The sequence below is a fragment of the Pantoea sp. OVA07A genome (assembly GCF_019969975.1).
Classification (GTDB): domain Bacteria; phylum Pseudomonadota; class Gammaproteobacteria; order Enterobacterales; family Enterobacteriaceae; genus Pantoea; species Pantoea agglomerans.
In genome coordinates this window covers 58,554-75,440 of the sequence record NZ_JAHXYM010000008.1, presented here as the reverse complement: position 1 = coordinate 75,440, position 16,887 = coordinate 58,554, and the positions used below count along the sequence as shown (strand labels likewise).

At 54.9% G+C, this 16,887-nt stretch carries 14 protein-coding genes; 10 read left to right on the top strand and 4 right to left on the bottom strand.

Annotation, left to right across the window (positions count from 1 at the left end; translation table 11 throughout):
• Nucleotides 1–149 precede the first annotated feature (149 nt).
• The 5 genes from LC417_RS20460 (at nt 150) to LC417_RS20440 (ending at nt 6,649) form a co-directional block, all read left to right on the top strand.
• Nucleotides 150–1,076 (top strand): aminoimidazole riboside kinase, encoded by a 927-nt coding sequence (locus LC417_RS20460; protein ID WP_223566297.1) that lies wholly within the window; start codon nt 150–152, stop codon nt 1,074–1,076.
• Between the two features lie 156 nt (nt 1,077–1,232).
• The gene (locus tag LC417_RS20455; RefSeq protein ID WP_052271890.1) at nt 1,233–2,768 is read left to right on the top strand and encodes a carbohydrate porin; all 1,536 of its coding nucleotides are present in this window, start codon (nt 1,233–1,235) and stop codon (nt 2,766–2,768) included.
• Between the two features lie 67 nt (nt 2,769–2,835).
• A complete protein-coding gene (locus tag LC417_RS20450) occupies nt 2,836–4,206 on the top strand; it encodes a sucrose-specific PTS transporter subunit IIBC (RefSeq protein WP_010256928.1) in 1,371 nt (456 codons plus the stop codon).
• Nucleotides 4,206–5,615, top strand: coding sequence for a sucrose-6-phosphate hydrolase (locus LC417_RS20445; RefSeq protein WP_187512448.1), 1,410 nt, complete (start codon nt 4,206–4,208; stop codon nt 5,613–5,615). Before LC417_RS20450 ends, LC417_RS20445 begins: the two co-directional genes overlap by 1 nt.
• A 29-nt stretch (nt 5,616–5,644) precedes the next feature.
• Nucleotides 5,645–6,649, top strand: a complete 1,005-nt coding sequence (locus tag LC417_RS20440) for a substrate-binding domain-containing protein (RefSeq protein WP_010256922.1) — start codon at nt 5,645–5,647, stop codon at nt 6,647–6,649.
• A gap of 25 nt (nt 6,650–6,674) precedes the next feature.
• On the opposite strand, the gene LC417_RS20435 is transcribed toward LC417_RS20440, so the two are convergent.
• A complete protein-coding gene (locus LC417_RS20435; protein ID WP_064689868.1) occupies nt 6,675–7,865 on the bottom strand; it encodes a cytochrome P450 in 1,191 nt (396 codons plus the stop codon).
• 22 nt (nt 7,866–7,887) lie between these two features.
• Nucleotides 7,888–8,433: a chorismate mutase gene (locus tag LC417_RS20430; protein WP_045139838.1), complete on the bottom strand. Its 546-nt coding sequence runs from the start codon at nt 8,431–8,433 to the stop codon at nt 7,888–7,890.
• Nucleotides 8,434–8,814: 381 nt separating this feature from the next.
• Between LC417_RS20430 and LC417_RS20425 the strand changes: the two genes are divergently transcribed.
• Nucleotides 8,815–9,060: a hypothetical protein gene (locus LC417_RS20425; protein WP_010256916.1), complete on the top strand. Its 246-nt coding sequence runs from the start codon at nt 8,815–8,817 to the stop codon at nt 9,058–9,060.
• 1 nt (nt 9,061) lies between these two features.
• Here LC417_RS20425 and LC417_RS20420 read toward each other — a convergent pair whose 3' ends face one another.
• The gene (locus tag LC417_RS20420; protein ID WP_033774047.1) at nt 9,062–9,973 is read right to left on the bottom strand and encodes a GNAT family N-acetyltransferase; all 912 of its coding nucleotides are present in this window, start codon (nt 9,971–9,973) and stop codon (nt 9,062–9,064) included.
• A 518-nt stretch (nt 9,974–10,491) separates the two neighbouring features.
• Here LC417_RS20420 and LC417_RS20415 point away from each other — a divergent pair.
• A complete protein-coding gene (locus tag LC417_RS20415; protein WP_010256913.1) occupies nt 10,492–10,665 on the top strand; it encodes a hypothetical protein in 174 nt (57 codons plus the stop codon).
• Between the two features lie 397 nt (nt 10,666–11,062).
• Entirely contained in the window at nt 11,063–12,646 is a 1,584-nt protein-coding gene (locus tag LC417_RS20410) for a diguanylate cyclase (RefSeq protein ID WP_052271896.1), read from the top strand.
• A gap of 24 nt (nt 12,647–12,670) precedes the next feature.
• Here the strand turns inward: LC417_RS20410 and LC417_RS20405 are convergent, their stop codons facing one another.
• Nucleotides 12,671–14,452, bottom strand: coding sequence for a GGDEF and EAL domain-containing protein (locus LC417_RS20405; RefSeq protein WP_029519494.1), 1,782 nt, complete (start codon nt 14,450–14,452; stop codon nt 12,671–12,673).
• Between the two features lie 346 nt (nt 14,453–14,798).
• Here LC417_RS20405 and LC417_RS20400 point away from each other — a divergent pair, with 346 nt between their 5' ends.
• A complete protein-coding gene (locus LC417_RS20400; protein ID WP_163800207.1) occupies nt 14,799–16,232 on the top strand; it encodes a methyl-accepting chemotaxis protein in 1,434 nt (477 codons plus the stop codon).
• A gap of 361 nt (nt 16,233–16,593) precedes the next feature.
• Nucleotides 16,594–16,833 carry a hypothetical protein gene (locus LC417_RS20395; protein ID WP_010256895.1) on the top strand — a complete coding sequence of 80 codons (240 nt, stop codon included), beginning with the start codon at nt 16,594–16,596 and terminating at the stop codon, nt 16,831–16,833.
• Nucleotides 16,834–16,887: the final 54 nt, after the last annotated feature.

The window sequence follows — 16,887 nt, the reverse complement described above, 5'->3', positions numbered from 1 at the left end:
CCGATAGCGCAATCCGCATTATATTGCTTCGGCTGATAACGACTTCTGTTAATTACGCATCATTTCCGCAGGGTAATGCTTGAACTCAGCACGGTTTATCGCTATAGCTAAAACGGTTTAGCTATCAGGTTTAATCAGAGGAGTTTTTTATGTCTGTACGCGTTTGGTGCCTCGGGGATGCCGTGGTTGATTTGCTTCCCGAAATGCCGGGTCGCCTGATGCAGTGTCCGGGTGGGGCGCCCGCCAATGTCGCCGTTGGAGTTGCCCGTCTGCAGGGAAACAGCGCTTTTATCGGGCGGGTAGGGGATGATCCCTTTGGTGAGTTTATGCGGCAGACGCTCATTGAAGAGAAGGTTGATACCCGCTACATGATCGCTGATACGCAGCACCGCACTTCAACCGTAGTGGTCGGACTGGATGACCATGGCGAACGTTCTTTTACCTTTATGGTGAGGCCGAGTGCTGACCTGTTTCTTGAGGCGCAAGACCTGCCCGTATTCCGGCACGGGGAGTGGTTGCACTGCTGTTCGATCGCCTTATCAGCTGAACCTTCACGCACGGCGACCCTGACTGCCATGGAGCAGATCCGGGCAGCAGGCGGGCATGTCAGTTTCGATTTAAATCTGCGTCACGACCTCTGGCCCGATCCGGAACTGCTGCATGCGGTGGTGAACGAGGCGCTGAGCCATGCGGACGTGGTTAAACTGTCCGATGAGGAACTCTATTTTCTCTGTCCGGATCAGGAACCGGCTATCACCATACCGCAGCTGGCAGTGCGATTCAGCATAAAACTATTGCTGGTCACGCGGGGCAGGGAAGGTGTGATCGCCTGCTATCAGGGCCAGCTATACCACTATGCTACTTCGCCCGTGGCCAGCATCGACACCACTGGCGCAGGTGATGCCTTCGTGGCCGGATTACTCTGGGGGCTGGCTAAGTCGGGTCTTCCTGCCGATGAATCGCAGCTGGCCATCTGCCTTACCAGTGCACAACGCTGCGGTGCACTGGCAACCACGGCTAAAGGGGCCATGACAGCACTTCCGCGGCTCCACCAGCTGGACGACCTGCCAGGCTGATTATCTTATTGCCCCTGTTTTGGGAGCTATCTCACAATCACTAAACCGGTTTAGCAATTTTCATTGCGCAGGGAAATTACCCGTGGCTATGATTTGCGCCTAAACCGGTTTAGCAAAAAATCCGGTGATGATAGCCTCTCTTCAGGGACATAAAAAATGAAAAAAAGCACGTTAGCAGTGAGTCTCTCAACGATATTACTTTCCACATCAGTCTGGGCCGACTCCAGTATGAGCAGCATTGAAGCACGCCTTGCGGCCATGGAGCAGCGACTGCAGGCAGCCGAGCAGCGAGCGAATGCAGCGGAAACCCGCGCACAGGTCGCGGAGAAACAGGCACAGATGGCTGAGAAGCAGGCACAGCAGCTGGCTGCCGTGCAACAACAGACCCAAAACTCCACCGCTGAGGTCGCGCAGCGCACCGCGAAACTGGAACAAAAATCAGCCGATGAAGGTGGCTTCGAGTTCCACGGTTATGCCCGTTCAGGATTGCTGATGAACAGCTCGGCCGCCAAAACTCAGGGTGGCCCGACCGTTACCCCTGCCGGGGAAACCGGCGGTCACGTTGGTCGCCTTGGTAATGAACCGGATACCTACGTTGAGCTCAACCTCGAACATAAACAGACGCTGGACAACGGCGCCACCACCCGTTTCAAAGCGATGCTGGCCGATGGACAACGCACCTACAACGACTGGACAGCCGCCAGCAGCGATCTCAACCTGCGTCAGGCGTTTGTCGAGCTCGGGCAGCTTCCCACCTTCAGCGGCGCATTCGATAACGCCACGGTCTGGGCCGGTAAGCGTTTTGATCGCGATAACTTTGATATTCACTGGATCGACTCCGATGTGGTGTTCCTTGCCGGTACCGGTGCCGGTATTTACGACATGAAATGGAGCGATCAGGCGCGCAGTAACATTTCCCTTTATGGTCGTACCTTTGGCGACATTGAAAACAATGAAAACACTGCGCAGAACTACATCCTGTCGCTGAATAACTTTGTCGGGCCGGTACAGCTGATGGTCAGCGGTATGCGGGCAAAGGATAACGACGATCGCCGTGACATCGACGGCCTCAGAGTCAAAAGCGATGCGGCAGAAACCGGCGTACATGCGCTGCTTGGCCTGCATAACGACAGCTTTTATGGGCTGAGAGAAGGCACGTCGAAAACTGCACTGCTCTATGGTCATGGACTGGGCGCAGAGGTGAAGTCGATTGGTTCTGATGGCGCACTGTTGCCGGAAGCGGACACCTGGCGTCTGGCGAGTTACGGTATTACCCCGCTGGGCGGTGGCTGGCACATTGCACCTGCTTTACTGGCTCAGCGTAGTGACGATCGTTACGTCAAAGGTGACAGCTATGACTGGGCGACAGTCAACCTGCGGCTGATTCAGGAAATCACCCAGAACTTTGAGATGCAGTATGAAGGCTCTTATCAGTACATGGATCTGCGTCCCCAAGGCTACAACAACCGTAATGCGGTCAGCGGCAGCTTTACCAAATTCACTGTTGCGCCAACCCTGAAAGCCGGTGATGTCGGTGACTTCCTCAAACGTCCGGAAATTCGTCTCTTTGCAACCTGGATGAACTGGGATCACCGTCTGGATAACTATGCCAGTGACGACGCTTTCGGCAGTAAAGGATTCGATGCCGGTGGCGAATGGAACTTCGGCGTACAGATGGAAACCTGGTTCTGACCGGGCGGCCCCGGATGCCGGGGCCAGAGATCAGGATGGATAAAAACATAACAAGATTGAGGTGTGTATGGACTATGTAAAAATATCGCGGGCATTGCTGCCCCTGCTGGGTGGTAAAGAGAACATCGCCAGCGCTGCTCACTGTGCCACCCGGCTGCGGCTGGTGCTGGCCGATGATGAAAAAGCGGATACCACCGCGATTGGCCGGATTGAGGGCGTTAAAGGCTGCTTCCGCAATGCGGGCCAGCTTCAGGTTATCTTCGGCACCGGCGTGGTGAACAAGGTCTACGCTGCCTTTATCGCCGAGGCGGGCATCAGTGAATCGAGCAAATCTGAGGCCGCTGATATAGCCGCACGTAAGCTCAACCCTTTCCAGCGCATCGCTCGCCTGTTGTCGAACATCTTTGTGCCGATCATTCCGGCGATTGTGGCATCAGGTCTGCTGATGGGCCTGCTGGGGATGGTCAAAACTTACGGCTGGGTCAATCCGGAAAATGCGCTCTACATCATGCTGGATATGTGCAGCTCGGCGGCCTTTATTATCCTGCCGATCCTGATTGGCTTTACGGCTGCCCGCGAGTTTGGTGGTAACCCGTTTCTTGGTGCGACGCTGGGCGGCATTCTCACTCATCCGGCGCTGACCAACGCCTGGGGCGTCGCCGCCGGTTTCCACACCATGAACTTCTTCGGCATTGAAGTGGCGATGATTGGCTATCAGGGCACGGTGTTCCCGGTGCTGCTGGCGGTCTGGTTTATGAGCATGCTGGAAAAGCAGCTGCGCCGGGTTATCCCGGATGCGCTGGATCTGATCCTGACCCCGTTCCTGACGGTAATTATCTCCGGCTTTATTGCGCTGCTGATTATCGGTCCGGCGGGTCGTATGCTGGGTGATGGCATCTCCTTTATTCTCAGTACGCTGATTGCGCACGCCGGCTGGCTGGCAGGACTGGTGTTTGGTGGACTCTATTCGGTGATTGTGATTACCGGCGTCCATCACAGCTTTCACGCTATCGAAGCCGGACTGCTGGGCAATCCTTCCATCGGCGTGAACTTCCTGCTGCCTATCTGGGCGATGGCGAACGTGGCTCAGGGCGGTGCCTGTCTGGCCGTATGGTTTAAAACCCGCGATGCGAAGATCAAAGCGATTTCGCTGCCTTCAGCGTTTTCCGCGCTGCTGGGGATTACCGAGGCGGCTATCTTTGGTATTAACCTGCGCTTTATGAAACCCTTTATAGCGGGTCTGGTGGGTGGTGCGCTGGGTGGTGCCTGGGTGGTGTCAGTTCATGTTTATATGACTGCGGTCGGGCTGACCGGTCTGCCGGGCATGGCGATTGTCCAGGCTGGCTCTCTGCTTAACTATGTCATCGGCATCGCAATCGCGTTCACCACTGCGTTTGTGATCTCTTACCTGCTTAAATACAAAACGGATTCTGAATAATGGCCTCATCAACACGTCTTGCCGCCATTCTGCAGGCGGTGATGCAGGGTATGCCAAAGGCGCTCAGCGACAGTCACTATCCTGGCTGGCATCTGGCACCGGTAACCGGCCTGCTAAACGATCCCAACGGCTTTATCCATTTCGACGGTGAATATCATCTCTTCTATCAGTGGAACGCCCTGGAGTGCGCGCATCAGCAAAAATGCTGGGGACACTGGCGCTCAGCCGATCTGCTGCACTGGCAACATCAGCCCATCGCCCTGATGCCGGACGAGGAGTATGACCGCAGCGGTTGTTACTCGGGCAGTGCGGTAGAGGATAACGGTGTACTGACGCTGATCTACACCGGCAATGTGAAGTTTGATGATGGTTCGCGCACCGCGTGGCAGTGTCTGGCGCAGCAGAACAGCGCCGGCGGTTTTGACAAACTCGGTCCGGTTATCGCCGTACCGGAGGGCTACACCGGCCACGTTCGCGATCCCAAAGTGTGGCGTCATGAAGATCACTGGTACATGGTGCTGGCCGCGCAGAATACCCAGCTGCAGGGCAGGGTGCTGCTGTTGCGTTCTGATAATCTGCGCGAATGGCAGAATCTCGGCGAGATTGCGGGCAGCGAACTGGGCGGGCTGGACGCCGCTGGCTACATGTGGGAGTGCCCGGATATGTTCATGCTCGGCGACAGCACGTATCTGATCTGTTGTCCGCAGGGTGTTATGCCTGAAGAGAAACGCTACCTGAACAGTCACGCCTGCGCCTGGCTCAGTGGCTCGCTGGATTATCAGCAGGCTGCCTACCTGCATGGCCCGCTGAACGAAATGGATGCCGGGTTTGAATTCTATGCACCACAAACCACGCTGACCGCTGACGGCCGGCGTCTGCTGGTGGGCTGGATGGGAACGCCAGACGGTGAAGAGATGGCCCAGCCAACCGTGGCGCATCACTGGATCCATCAGATGACCTGTCTGCGCGAGCTGAGCTCCCGCAATGGCCGGCTCTGTCAGCAGCCGATTGCAGAACTGCAGGCGCTGCGGGAGAGGGAGCTGCATTATCAGGGCCGCGCCGATGACGCGCCGCCGATCGCCGCGCAGCGGCTGGAGCTTGAGCTGGAGAGCCTGGGCGATATAGAACTCAATTTCGCCGATACGCTGATCCTGACGTGGCAGCAGAATGAACTGCGGCTTGCCCGTCGCAGCCTGGTATCGGATCAATGGACCTATCGTTACTGGACAGGGGCTGCACGCCGGTTGCAGATCCTGTGTGACCACTCCAGCGTTGAGATCTTCATCAACGACGGGGAAGGGGTGATGAGCAGCCGTTATTTTCCGGACCATCCGGCGATGCTAACCCTGCGCGGTCGCGCAGAACTGCAGGCCCGCTACTGGTCGTTACGTCGCTGCATGGTAGAATAAGCCCTTGTTTCACTAACCGATGCCTTGCCGTGAGAAAAACCAAACGCGTTACCATCAGTGACATCGCCGGGCTGGCTGGGGTTTCTAAAGCCACTGCCAGCCTGGTGCTCAACGGCCGTGGCGAAGAGTTACGGGTGGCGAAGGAGACGCGTGAGCGGGTTCTGACACTGGCCCGGGAACACCATTATCAGCCCAGCATACACGCCCGTATGCTACATGACGCCCGCAGTCATACGCTGGGGCTGGTGGTGCCGGAGATCACCAACCACGGCTTTGCGGCCTTTTCCCATGCGCTGGAAAATCTCTGTCGCGCCGCCGGTCTGCAACTGCTGATCTCCTGCACCGATGAAAATGCCGGTCAGGAGATGGCCGTGGTCAATAACCTGGTGGCGCGTCAGGTCGACGGGTTGATTGTCGCCTCCAGTATGCTGAGCGACAGCGACTATGTCAGCCTCAGCGAACAGCTGCCGGTGCTGCTGTTTGACCGCCACATGAACAATACCAGGCTGCCCTGGGTCATCACCGACTCTGTGACGCCCACCGCTGAGCTGGTCGAAAAGCTGGCGCGCACCTGTCCGGAGGAGATCTACTTTCTTGGCGGACAGTCTGACCTCTCCCCGACCCAGGATCGTCTGGCGGGATTCAATGAGGGACTGATGCGGGCGGGTGTGACGCTGCGGCCGGAGTGGATAATTCAGGGTAACTACCATCCCGGCAGTGGCTATGAGATGTTTGCCGCGCTCTGTTGCCGGCTGGGACGCCCACCTAAAGCGATGTTCACCGCCGCCTGCGGTCTGCTGGAGGGAGTACTGCGCTACATGAGCGAGCATAACCTGCTGACCAGCGACATCCGCATTGCCAGTTTCGACGATCACTATCTCTATGATTCACTCTCCATTCCGATCGACACGGTTGAGCAGAATGTCCCGGCACTGGCGCAGGCCTGCTTTTCTATGCTGACCACGATGATCGCTGGTGAGGATCCCGCTGACAGTCAGCTTATCCTGCCCGCCACGCTGCGGCTGCGCGGTTAACTGCCGGGCGCTTCAGGGCAGTGCTTTACCATTCGACTGGCAGGGCGCTGACGCCGCGCAGGTTGGCTCTGTGGTTGCGGCGAACGCCAGCGGCCACGGGCCGCATCTCTGGCAATCGGGTCAGTAATACTTCCAGCGCCACCTCCATTTCTGCCAGTGCCAGCCGGTAGCCCATACAGTGATGTATACCGCCACCGAATGCCAGACAGCGCCCCTCATGCCGCCGGATATTCAGCCGTTCCGGAGAGGTAAATACCAGCGGGTCGTGATTGGCTGCACCAAGGCTAAGGAAGAAGCGGGTTCCGGGCGGGATGAGCTCTCCTGCCAGCTCAATCTCTTCCAGAGTCGTGCGGTAAAGCATCTGGACCGAACTGTCGTAGCGCAGACATTCCTCTATGGCATCGGGTATCAGCGCATGATTCTGTTTCAGGCTCGCAAGTTCCTGCGGATGAGCATGCAGGGCCAGAATGGTGTTGCACAGCATGTTTGACGTAGTTTCATGACCGGCAAGAAACAGCAGTATCACATTGGCGATGATCTCATCGTGATCCAGCCGGTCGCCGTCACTGCCGCTGCGCAGAAAAAGCGACACCAGATCGCTGGCGGTGCTATCACGTCGGGATACGATCACGGCACTGAAGTAACTTTCCAGTACGGCAAAAGCTTCAGCGGCTTTCAGCAAATCTGGCGGACTGATTTGAGGATCGAAAACCCTGACCAGTGCAGAGGTAAGGCGACCCAGTTCTGGTGCATCAGATTCTGAAACATCCAGCATCCGGCAGATAATGCGCACCGGTAGCGGAAAAGCGAATGCCTGAGCCAGATCGCAGGCACGACGCCCTTCCAGTTCATCAACCAGTTCATTGGCTATCGTCAGCGCCATCTCCCGAAGAGATTTAATCTCCCGGCCGCTGAACGCCTTCATAACCAGTCCTCTTAACCGGTTATGATCGGGTGGGTTCAGCACCAGAAACATTCTGCTGATACCCTGAAACAGCGGCAGTCCGGCTGCATCATCACCAAATCTTACTCTGACACTTTCCATATAATTTTTACCGACCCGCCGGTCGTTCAGCAGGGCGTCCACCACCGCGTGACTGCCGCTGATGATGATCTTATCTCCGGCAGGGATAAGCGGTCCTTGCTGATGCAGTTTTCGATAAAGGGGAAAGGGATTGTCAGAGTAGTCGGGGTCCATGAGTTCATGAAGCTGCATAGCGTTCTCCGCTGATAGAGGATTAGTGCTGGCGCTGAATGCGGGAGAGGGAAGCGAACAGGCTGTTTTTATCACTTTCACTGAGGTGAGGTGCCGTGAGGTGTGACATCAGAAATTCTTTGTCCTCCTGCGAGAAGGCGCCAGTCATCAGGCGCTGGCTGATCGCCGTCAGGAGCTGGGTATCCAGCTGTTGTATCTGCTGTCTGGTCTCGGTCAGATCCCTGACAGGAACAGCGCTGTCTGGTGATGAGAGCCAGTCAGCCCGATAGCGATACTGGATCGCCTTGCTGGCGTTCATCAAAGCGTGAACAAACGGCTCCACGGAGTGGGGTTCAAGCCCGGCCTGTTGTGCGTTTTGCAGCATATGATCCAGCACCACCTGCTCCCGTGGCAGATCCTCAATAGGTAAATGATGCAGTGCTTTATAACCCGCCACCGCTTTCATCACCTGCATCCGTTCATTGAGCGCAGAAGAGAGTGATCCAAGAGAAACAGATGAAACCGAACCTGCAAAAACGTTACTGCACATAAACAGTGAAGAGAAAAAAATTGCCACAAAGTGCGTCATTTGCCTGCTCCATAAATGAAAATTGGCACTAATTTAGGCATGAAAAAATAACTAAGTGTGATTATTTTGTTTTCAAAATGTGAATCACAAGGCGGGTCAGTATAATGAGAACAGGTCATTAATTTTAAAGTTATTTTTTATCTTTATGGTCATTAAAACTTCACATTAATTTGCAATGCTGGCGGGTTGATTGGATATGACGTCTGAATGGATTCCTTCTGATGCAGGTGGCGTTGCGCCATTTACGTCATCTCTGTGATGCTAGAATGAGTTTACGAGGCATGCCGGGTAGTGCGCACAGGAAAGCGCCATGCCGATCAGGGTTCAGGTATAATATGTTCCGCGAGTGTGGCCGTTTTTTAGCAGCAAAACGAGGTAGGTATGTCTGTATCCGAAGCTACTACCGGTGGTAAAAGTGTCGCGGCGTTAGTTGAGAGCCTGGAAAAACAGGCGGCAAAACGTTCAGACGCGAACTGGCACGAAGGTCTGAAAAGCAGCACCAAAATCGCACTGGAAAAAATTAATGGTGCGTTTGCTGCAAAATGGATCAGCGCAGACGAGAGCCTGAGCCTTAAGCAGCGCGTTTACAGTGTGCAGGATAAGTTGATTGAGCTGGCTTTATGGTGATTTAAATTGCCCGTCGGCTCGCACGTAAATCGGCAGGGGTAAAAAACTGATATTTCAGCACGCAGCGTCGCCCGGCATTTTGCGCGCTGCGCAGTGAAGGGGTGTTACCGGGCAGAATGGTACCGGTCAGCAGTGCCTTCTCACCATAATGATGATGAAGCTGCTGCAGCAAACGCTGCTGAGCGCGCGCGGCGAGTCCACGGCCCTGATAAGCGGGCATAATCACCTCATCCATAATCTGAAACCCCTCAATAAAGGTCAGTCGCCGGGGGACACAAATCATCAGCCCTGCCACTATGCCCTGCCAGATAATCAGAAACACATGTCCCGCGGCGATATCCTCCCGTAATTCCTGCCTGCTGGTTGCCAGTAGCTGATCGCGCAGATGCGGCAGCGTGTGCCAGCTGGCACGATAGGCGCGGTTAATCGCCGTGATACAGGCGGGATAATCCTTCCGGCGGGCTGTCACCAGTGAAATATCTTCGTCGACAGGAACAGAGAGTGAAGCCAGGTCGCTGAGGAAAAGCAGTTGATCGGTTATACCGATGTCAGGATAAGTCGCAGGCAACAGGATGCGCAGCTTCAGAGGTTTCAGCGGCTGCCATGCCTGCATAATGGCGCTAGCGACCCTGTAATCGATGATGCCGTCACGCGCAACAACCTCAATAAAGGGCTGTGCAGGATCGCCACCCAGATAGCGCGGCCCGGTGAGATAACGCTGGCCGTTTATCGTCAGTTCTCGCTGCAAAAAGGCGTGCTGGGGCAGACCGGTTTCACGCCATGGAAAGGCGGAAGAAAAATGGTGATCGTGGCATCGTGTCTGCTGCTGCGCCAGCCAGCTGGCAAGCCAGTCGCTGAGACGTTCAGATGAGACAGGAACAGTACGGTAGAGCGACACCATATAATCCAGCATAAGATTCCTTATTGCCCGCCGTCAGTGATCTCCTGCCTCGCTCCGCGATACATCTGTACCGTTACCGGATTGCAGATGAGGCTGATGAGAGTGTAAACGATGTGCTCTGTTTATGACCATCTCAACCTCTCAGCCAGCACCATTACATCCCCTCTGCATGACGGCTCTGGACCTGCCAGACGGTGCAATGCTGACAATGTGAGCAGGTATACGTCATCTTCTGCGATCGCTTATCGTCGCCACCCTCTGAGCTGCATTAAACATGGGTTACGACCTATTCGGGTCTGGCTGGATTTCGTATACATGGTCAAATTAATTGATGAAATAAGGCAGGGTTGCCCAAAAATTTAAATGGGAAATAGATGCGAAATTTTTACGTAAATAATACGGAATCAGATAATCGGCAGCCGATAAATGGATTATGATAAAGAGGATTTTCAATAATTATAAAATGTTCGATCTTTTTAACACCCGGGGGTTACATGGTTCATATTGATTTATGCACCCAGGAGGGCGTGATGAAAGCTTATGCTTTTCAGACGCCGATGCAGGCAATGACCCTGCTGGAAAAAATTAAAAATGATGAATTTCAGTGGTTTAATCTGGAGTGGGAAGGGCGCCGCTATACCTGTCCGCATCATTTTATTAAAAGGCTCAGCAGCCGCTCTTATATTAAATCGTTCTGGCGTTAATTCGCTTAAAAGATAAGGCTGATGCACAATTACTTATTATTGATGCAGGTTTTATTTAACTGTTCTACGCATATTTTTAACGTAATGATAAACGGGGCAGAGCCTGCCCCGTTATTTTCAGCGACCATATGGCGTTGTTATCACGGTCAGCGGTAATAATAGTGCGTCATCTGCACAGATACCGGCCTGCTCAGTATCATTATTACCGCTTAATCATTTTCTGCTGTTGCTTATCAGGGCTATCGAAACGCTAAACAATCCTTTATGCAGGGCTGGACGGTTGTGTGCTGCGCCCGGCAATGCGCCGTGATCCTGTGTAAATCATCTTCTGTTCGGCCCTTGACGTGAAACGTCTACTGTTACACTCAGATGACACTTAATCCGGATCCCGACTGCAATGCCCCATGAAAAAATGCGCCTTCGCTCGCTGCTGACTTTGCTTTCCATCGGGGGCGTCATTCTGACCTCCGGTCTGCTGCTGAGTGCGCTGCTGCTCTTTCAGAAGGCCAACATCGAAGACAGTCTGCTTGAGGGGAACATTGCCTATGCCCGCAAGCTGGCTGATACCACCGATCGTTACCTGGCGACAGCACAACGTGAACTGGCCTGGAGTGCGTCGCAGATCAAGGAGCTTAGCGATATTAAACGACTGGAAGGAGAGAGCGATCGCCTGCGAATGCAGTCGGGCTTTTTCAACTCGGTGGTGGTGGTAAATCATGATGCCATTATTGCAGCAACCTCACCTGATAGTCTGAATCTCATTGGCGTGAAGCTGCACTCACTTGCCAGCCTGCAGGCCATAGCGACCCAAAAGCCTTTTATCTCTGCTCCTTTTACCTCTGCGGCCGGTAACTATGTGGTGTTTTTATCACAACCTCTGTTCAGCGAAGATGGCCGCTATCTGGGCTACATTGGCGGGACTATTTATCTCAAGAAACAGAGCATGCTGAGCGAAATCCTGAGCCAGCATTTCTATTCCAATGGTTCAACGGTCAGCGTGGTCAGCAATGAAGGGCTGATTATTTTCAGTCATGACGCAGCGCGCGTCGGAACAAAGATGCTGCTGAGTCTGGCACTGCAGAAACGGCTCGCCACGACAGAAAGCGGGCATTTCACGCTGGAGAGTGAGGGACAGCACTATCTGACTGGCTATGGCACACTGCATAAAACCGGCTGGAACGTTTTTATTACCGGCACCTCTGAAACGGTCAGGCATATTCTGATGCGCACGGCAGAAAGCGCCGTCTGGTTCGTTCTGGGCATTATTGCCGTAACAGCGGCCATTATTGCCTTTATGGCCGGTCGAATCGCCTCTCCACTGGAAAAGCTGGCGGACAGAGTGCGCGATGGCGGCAGCGAAGCCCAGGCGGAATCTCTCGCCACGGTCAAAACCTGGTATTACGAGGCTGATCGGCTCAAAGAAGCCGTGCAGGCGCATCGGCACGCCGTTGCGGGTCATCTTGCCGCGCTAAACGATGAAGCGATGACCGATCCGCTGACCGGGCTCTGCAACCGACGCGGATTTTCGGCGCTGGCGGCGCAGTCAGACAGTGAGCATGAACAGTGTGCCATCGCCATTGATATTGACCATTTTAAGAAGATAAACGACTGGTACGGGCATGACGCGGGCGATGCGGTTCTGGTGAGCCTGGCAGCGTTGCTGCGTCAGGCTTGTCGTACCGGCGATATCGTCAGCCGGTTTGGCGGCGAGGAGTTTATTCTGTTGCTGCCGCATACCACGCTGGCTGATGCCGTCCGCACCGCGGAGCGCATCCGTGAGACCGTCAGCGCCACCACCTTTCCGTTTGCCGGAACGATGACCATCTCAGCCGGGGTGGCTTTGCGGAGCGATCAGGATAGCGATCGCGACTCTCTGCTGCGGCGTGCCGATGAAGCGCTTTACGAAGCAAAAGCCGCCGGGCGTAATACCGTCATCATTGCCGGAGCTGAGGGGTCCAGCGTGTCTGGGTCGGCCGGGTAAGATTCCGGGGTGTGTGGGACAGGCTCAGCACTTACTGCGTAATCGCCAGCCGAGCCACTCATCCAGTGCCGCTTCCGGCAGCGGCCTGGAGTAGAAAAAGCCCTGTGCCTGGTCGCAGCCAAACTCGGTCAGCGCCGTAACGGTTTCCGCATTCTCCACGCCCTCAGCCAGCACCATATAATCGAGATCTTTAAGCATCGCAATAATACTGCGGGCGATGACGCGCGATGCGGTGTCAGATGAAATTTCGCTGATCAGTGAACGGTCCAGCTTGATCACATCCAGCGGAATGCGCCGCAGATAACTGATGTTGCTGTAGCCGGTACCAAAGTCATCCAGTGAAATACCGAATCCACGAAGTTTCAGCATCTCAAGCCCCCGCATTGCGGTCGCGCTCTCCAGAATCCGTTCCGTCTCCAGACACTCAATGCCCAGCAGCGAAACCGGGAGCTTCGCTCTGATCATCTGCTCTTCCAGCTCGTCGGCAAAACCGTCACGTGAAAAATCGCTGCTGCTGACGTTAATGGTGATGGGCAGCTGAATATAGCTGTTGCGCAGCCGGGAGAGCCGGGCGATGGCGTGCTCTGTCACCCAGGTGGTCAGTTCGCTGAGCAGCTCGGTTTGCACGGCAAAGGGTAAAAACTGTGCAGGAGACAGTTCGCCGCGCTGCGGATGCTGCCAGCGGATCAGGGCCTCAAGGCCAATTGGCTTGCCGCTGTGCAGACAGATTTTAGGCTGATACGCCAGCCATAACCCCTTATCCTGGCGTATCGCGATGGCCAGGTCATGCATCAGGGTGAAGTCCTGCGTATGGCGCGTATCAGTGGCCTCGCTGAAAGGCATCGAGGCGACGTCGCGTGTGATGGCCTCGTGCAGCGCGCTGACCGCACGCCGCAGGATCTCCTGGGCAGGCATCTCCCCGGTATTGAAACTCGCCTCACCGGTGTGGGTCATCAGTGCAACCGACAGCCCATCGCCGAGATCCGCGCTGATCCCGGCCAGCTTATTTGCCACCCAGTTGGCAGTGAGTCTGCTCTCCTGACGTGTCAGCAGGGCAAAGCGCCCGGTGGCTACGGTGTAGAGCATCTCTCCTGGCGCAGGCCTCAGGCGCAGCGGCAGCAGTGTCGCCACATCTTTCAACAGGCTTTCAACCGGTCCCATGCCCATTGAGCGCGCAAGCTCGTAGGCGCGCGGCATATCGATACAGTCAATCAGCACCAGCCGCCGTGGCGTGGTGTCACCGGAGGCGGCCAGAAACTGCAGATCGCGAATCAGACGCTGGCGGTTGGGCAGACCGGTTACCGGGTCGGCAAAGCCAGCCGAGTACCAGGCCTCAAGAAATGACATCACCAGTGCCGCCAGCATCTTCAGCATGGCGACCTGATCCGCATTAAAGGGATGAGGCGCGGTGTCAGTCACGCACAGCGTACCCAGTATCAGACCTGTGCTGCTTTTAAGCGGTACGCCGGCATAAAAGCGAATAAAAGGCGCGCCAACAATCAGCGGATGCTCAGCAAAGCGGGTATCCAGCAACGTATCGGGTACTACCACGGTGCTGTCACTGTCCACTGCATGCCGGCAGAGCGAGTCCTGCCGGGAGGATTGAGTGAGTGTGAAATTTTGCGCAGCCTTAACATGCTGCATCTCATCATCCAGTACGGAGATAAAGCTGCCGGGTATACCGAGTGCCTGGCTGGCCAGTCGGACGAACTGTCGCAACACATCGTCACGACTTTCGTCGTTACTGCGCAGCGCGTGCAGGGTTCGCGTGCGGCAATCGTCGCCGCCGCTGAGACTCATAAGCATGGATTCCTCCGCACCGGCTGGTTACGGCGCGAAATTAAACAGAAAAATTGAAGGGTGTGATGTCATGACTACAGGCAAATTCTGCAAAAAGAAAGAGTCATGACCATTTATTTTTTATCCCACTGCACGCCATTGCTGGTCAGAATAGCAAATCACTTTTCTTTAACGAAATATTTTAGTAATCACGATTCTATTATTTTGTCGTTAAAAACTTTTAATTTCTTAAATATCCTGCCAGTATACAGAGTATAAACATAGTGCACTATATAATAACGCACTAAAGTAGATGACATAACTTATTTTTGTTTAATTTTAACTACACCAATGACAACATCGGGGAAACCTCATGAATTCACTCAGGCATTTCACTATCCGCCGCGTTGTGCTGTGGATGATGATCGTCTCACTGGGCATCGTCGTGCTGGCCGGTGGCTACAGCAGCCAGGTCGTGCGCGATATCTTTCGTCAAACCGATCGTTCAGCCGTTCTGACGCAGCAACTGAGCTTTCTGGCGCACAGCGCTATCGTCATGCAGAGCGGTACGTCAGCCGATAAAAACGCGCTCGTCGCCTCAACCCCGGCCGATGCTGACTGGGATAACGTCCGCGCGGCACTTACGACAATCCCCTCAGAATACGCAACGGTTGCACGTGCGCAGCTGGACAAGGTGACGCAGCAGCTGGCACGGAATCAGGCACCCCTGAAGGCTGACCGGCATCGGCTTGAGGGCGTATTGCTGGCAGCACTGCTGGCGGCAGTGGCGTTGCTGCTGTTTTGTGACCGCTATCTGGTCGTTCATCTGGTGCGTCCGGTGGGTAAAATTCGCGGTCATTTAAAAATTATTGCCGATGGCGATCTGACGCGCGAGCCGGAAGATCTGGGGCGCAACTGTGTCGGGCAACTGGTGCCGCTGGTCAAAGAGATGCAGCACAGTCTGTTGCAGACGGTCAGCGCTATCCGAGACAACGCAGCCATTCTTCATCGTGAAGCGGGGGACATCGCAGCGGGTAACGCCGATCTCTCCGACCGGACATCCACTCAGGCTGCTGCGCTGGAGCAGACCGCAGCCAGCATGGAGGAGATTACCGTCACCGTGCGTCACAATGCACAGAATGCCCGCGAGGCACGTGAACTGGCTGCCAGCACCACGGATACGACTCAGCAGGGCGTGGAACTCGTTCAGTTGGTATCGGCAGCCATCACCAGCATCGCTCAGGGATCAGAAAAAATCCGGCAGTTCACCACCACTATTAATGGTATTGCGTTTCAGACCAACATTCTGGCGTTAAACGCCGCTGTAGAAGCTGCCCGTGCGGGTGAGCAGGGCCGCGGCTTCGCGGTGGTCGCCAGTGAGGTACGTTCACTGGCACAGCGAAGTGCTGCTGCCTCTAAAGAGATCGAAGAGCTGATTGCCGATACCGTGGCACGCGTTGACGATGGACGGCGGGCGGCTGAGAGCGCAGGAACCACCATGGAAGCCGTGCTGCGCGGCGTCGGCGGCGTGAATGAACTGATCGGACAGATTGCGCTGGCTTCGGATGAACAGAGTAAAGGGATTGCCCAGGTCACGGTCGCCGTTGCAGAACTTGACCGCGTAACGCAGCAGAATGCGACGCTGGTTCAGCAGGTTTCGGCGACAGCAGACAGTCTCAGTGGACAGACTGAAACGCTGGGCAGCGTGATTACGCGCTTTACCCTGCCGCATCACCCTCTTGCCGTAGAGCCTAAACGCGTCACGCCTGATGAAAAAGGCGGCTGGGCAACGTTTGCGCGGGCATAGCCTGAACGTATTTTTTCTGAACTGTAGATAATGTCTGTCCGGCACGGAATAACGATTAATATTCACTCTTTTTAAAAGAGGGATGAAACGGTCATTTTTTGTGACTGTGATTGACGTTGATCATCATTCGATCAACGCCACCATTCAGAATGGCAATTACTATTCTCAGCGGTGCAAAAATTATCCGGGCAGCGATTTGAATATAATTCAGGTTATTTTCTCTGTTTTTACTGGTGCGTTACGCTTTCCTGATAAGTGTAAAACGCCGGGCTGTTAAAACTTAACTCAAATTTATGTTTTGGCCGCAGGCGTGTACTTCCGCCCGGCCATCTCGCCGGGGCACCGTATGCGGAGCGTTTATATGGGAAATCAGATTTTACAGCGGCCTGTCGCCGTCCAGCACAACGTGCGTGAGCTGCGCCTTGCGGCCGGTCTCTCTCAGGAGATTGCAGCCGAGCGTTTCGATCTTAGCCAGCGTGTCTGGCAGACGAAAGAAGCATCGAAAAATCCTGCGCTGCTCAGTCAGGGAGAGTATGAACTGCTGATGCTGCTCGCCGGAGAGCATCCGCACTATCAACTGGTACCAAAGCTGAAAAAGTAAGGCGTTCATCCTCTGTTTTCTCTTAAGTAAAGTCATGTCGGGCCGATATAGAGA

Bases quoted from the DNA above. Each gene is read 5' to 3' on its own strand.
- LC417_RS20415 (WP_010256913.1), top strand. From the start codon at position 10,492: ATGAAAGCTTATGCTTTTCAGACGCCGATGCAGGCAATGACCCTGCTG.
- LC417_RS20455 (WP_052271890.1), top strand. From the start codon at position 1,233: ATGAAAAAAAGCACGTTAGCAGTGAGTCTCTCAACGATATTACTTTCC.
- LC417_RS20405 (WP_029519494.1), bottom strand. From the start codon at position 14,452: ATGCTTATGAGTCTCAGCGGCGGCGACGATTGCCGCACGCGAACCCTG.
- LC417_RS20395 (WP_010256895.1), top strand. From the start codon at position 16,594: ATGGGAAATCAGATTTTACAGCGGCCTGTCGCCGTCCAGCACAACGTG.
- LC417_RS20435 (WP_064689868.1), bottom strand. From the start codon at position 7,865: ATGCAGCTTCATGAACTCATGGACCCCGACTACTCTGACAATCCCTTT.
- LC417_RS20425 (WP_010256916.1), top strand. From the start codon at position 8,815: ATGTCTGTATCCGAAGCTACTACCGGTGGTAAAAGTGTCGCGGCGTTA.
- LC417_RS20420 (WP_033774047.1), bottom strand. From the start codon at position 9,973: ATGCTGGATTATATGGTGTCGCTCTACCGTACTGTTCCTGTCTCATCT.
- LC417_RS20400 (WP_163800207.1), top strand. From the start codon at position 14,799: ATGAATTCACTCAGGCATTTCACTATCCGCCGCGTTGTGCTGTGGATG.
- LC417_RS20430 (WP_045139838.1), bottom strand. From the start codon at position 8,433: ATGACGCACTTTGTGGCAATTTTTTTCTCTTCACTGTTTATGTGCAGT.
- LC417_RS20445 (WP_187512448.1), top strand. From the start codon at position 4,206: ATGGCCTCATCAACACGTCTTGCCGCCATTCTGCAGGCGGTGATGCAG.
- LC417_RS20410 (WP_052271896.1), top strand. From the start codon at position 11,063: ATGCCCCATGAAAAAATGCGCCTTCGCTCGCTGCTGACTTTGCTTTCC.
- LC417_RS20460 (WP_223566297.1), top strand. From the start codon at position 150: ATGTCTGTACGCGTTTGGTGCCTCGGGGATGCCGTGGTTGATTTGCTT.
- LC417_RS20450 (WP_010256928.1), top strand. From the start codon at position 2,836: ATGGACTATGTAAAAATATCGCGGGCATTGCTGCCCCTGCTGGGTGGT.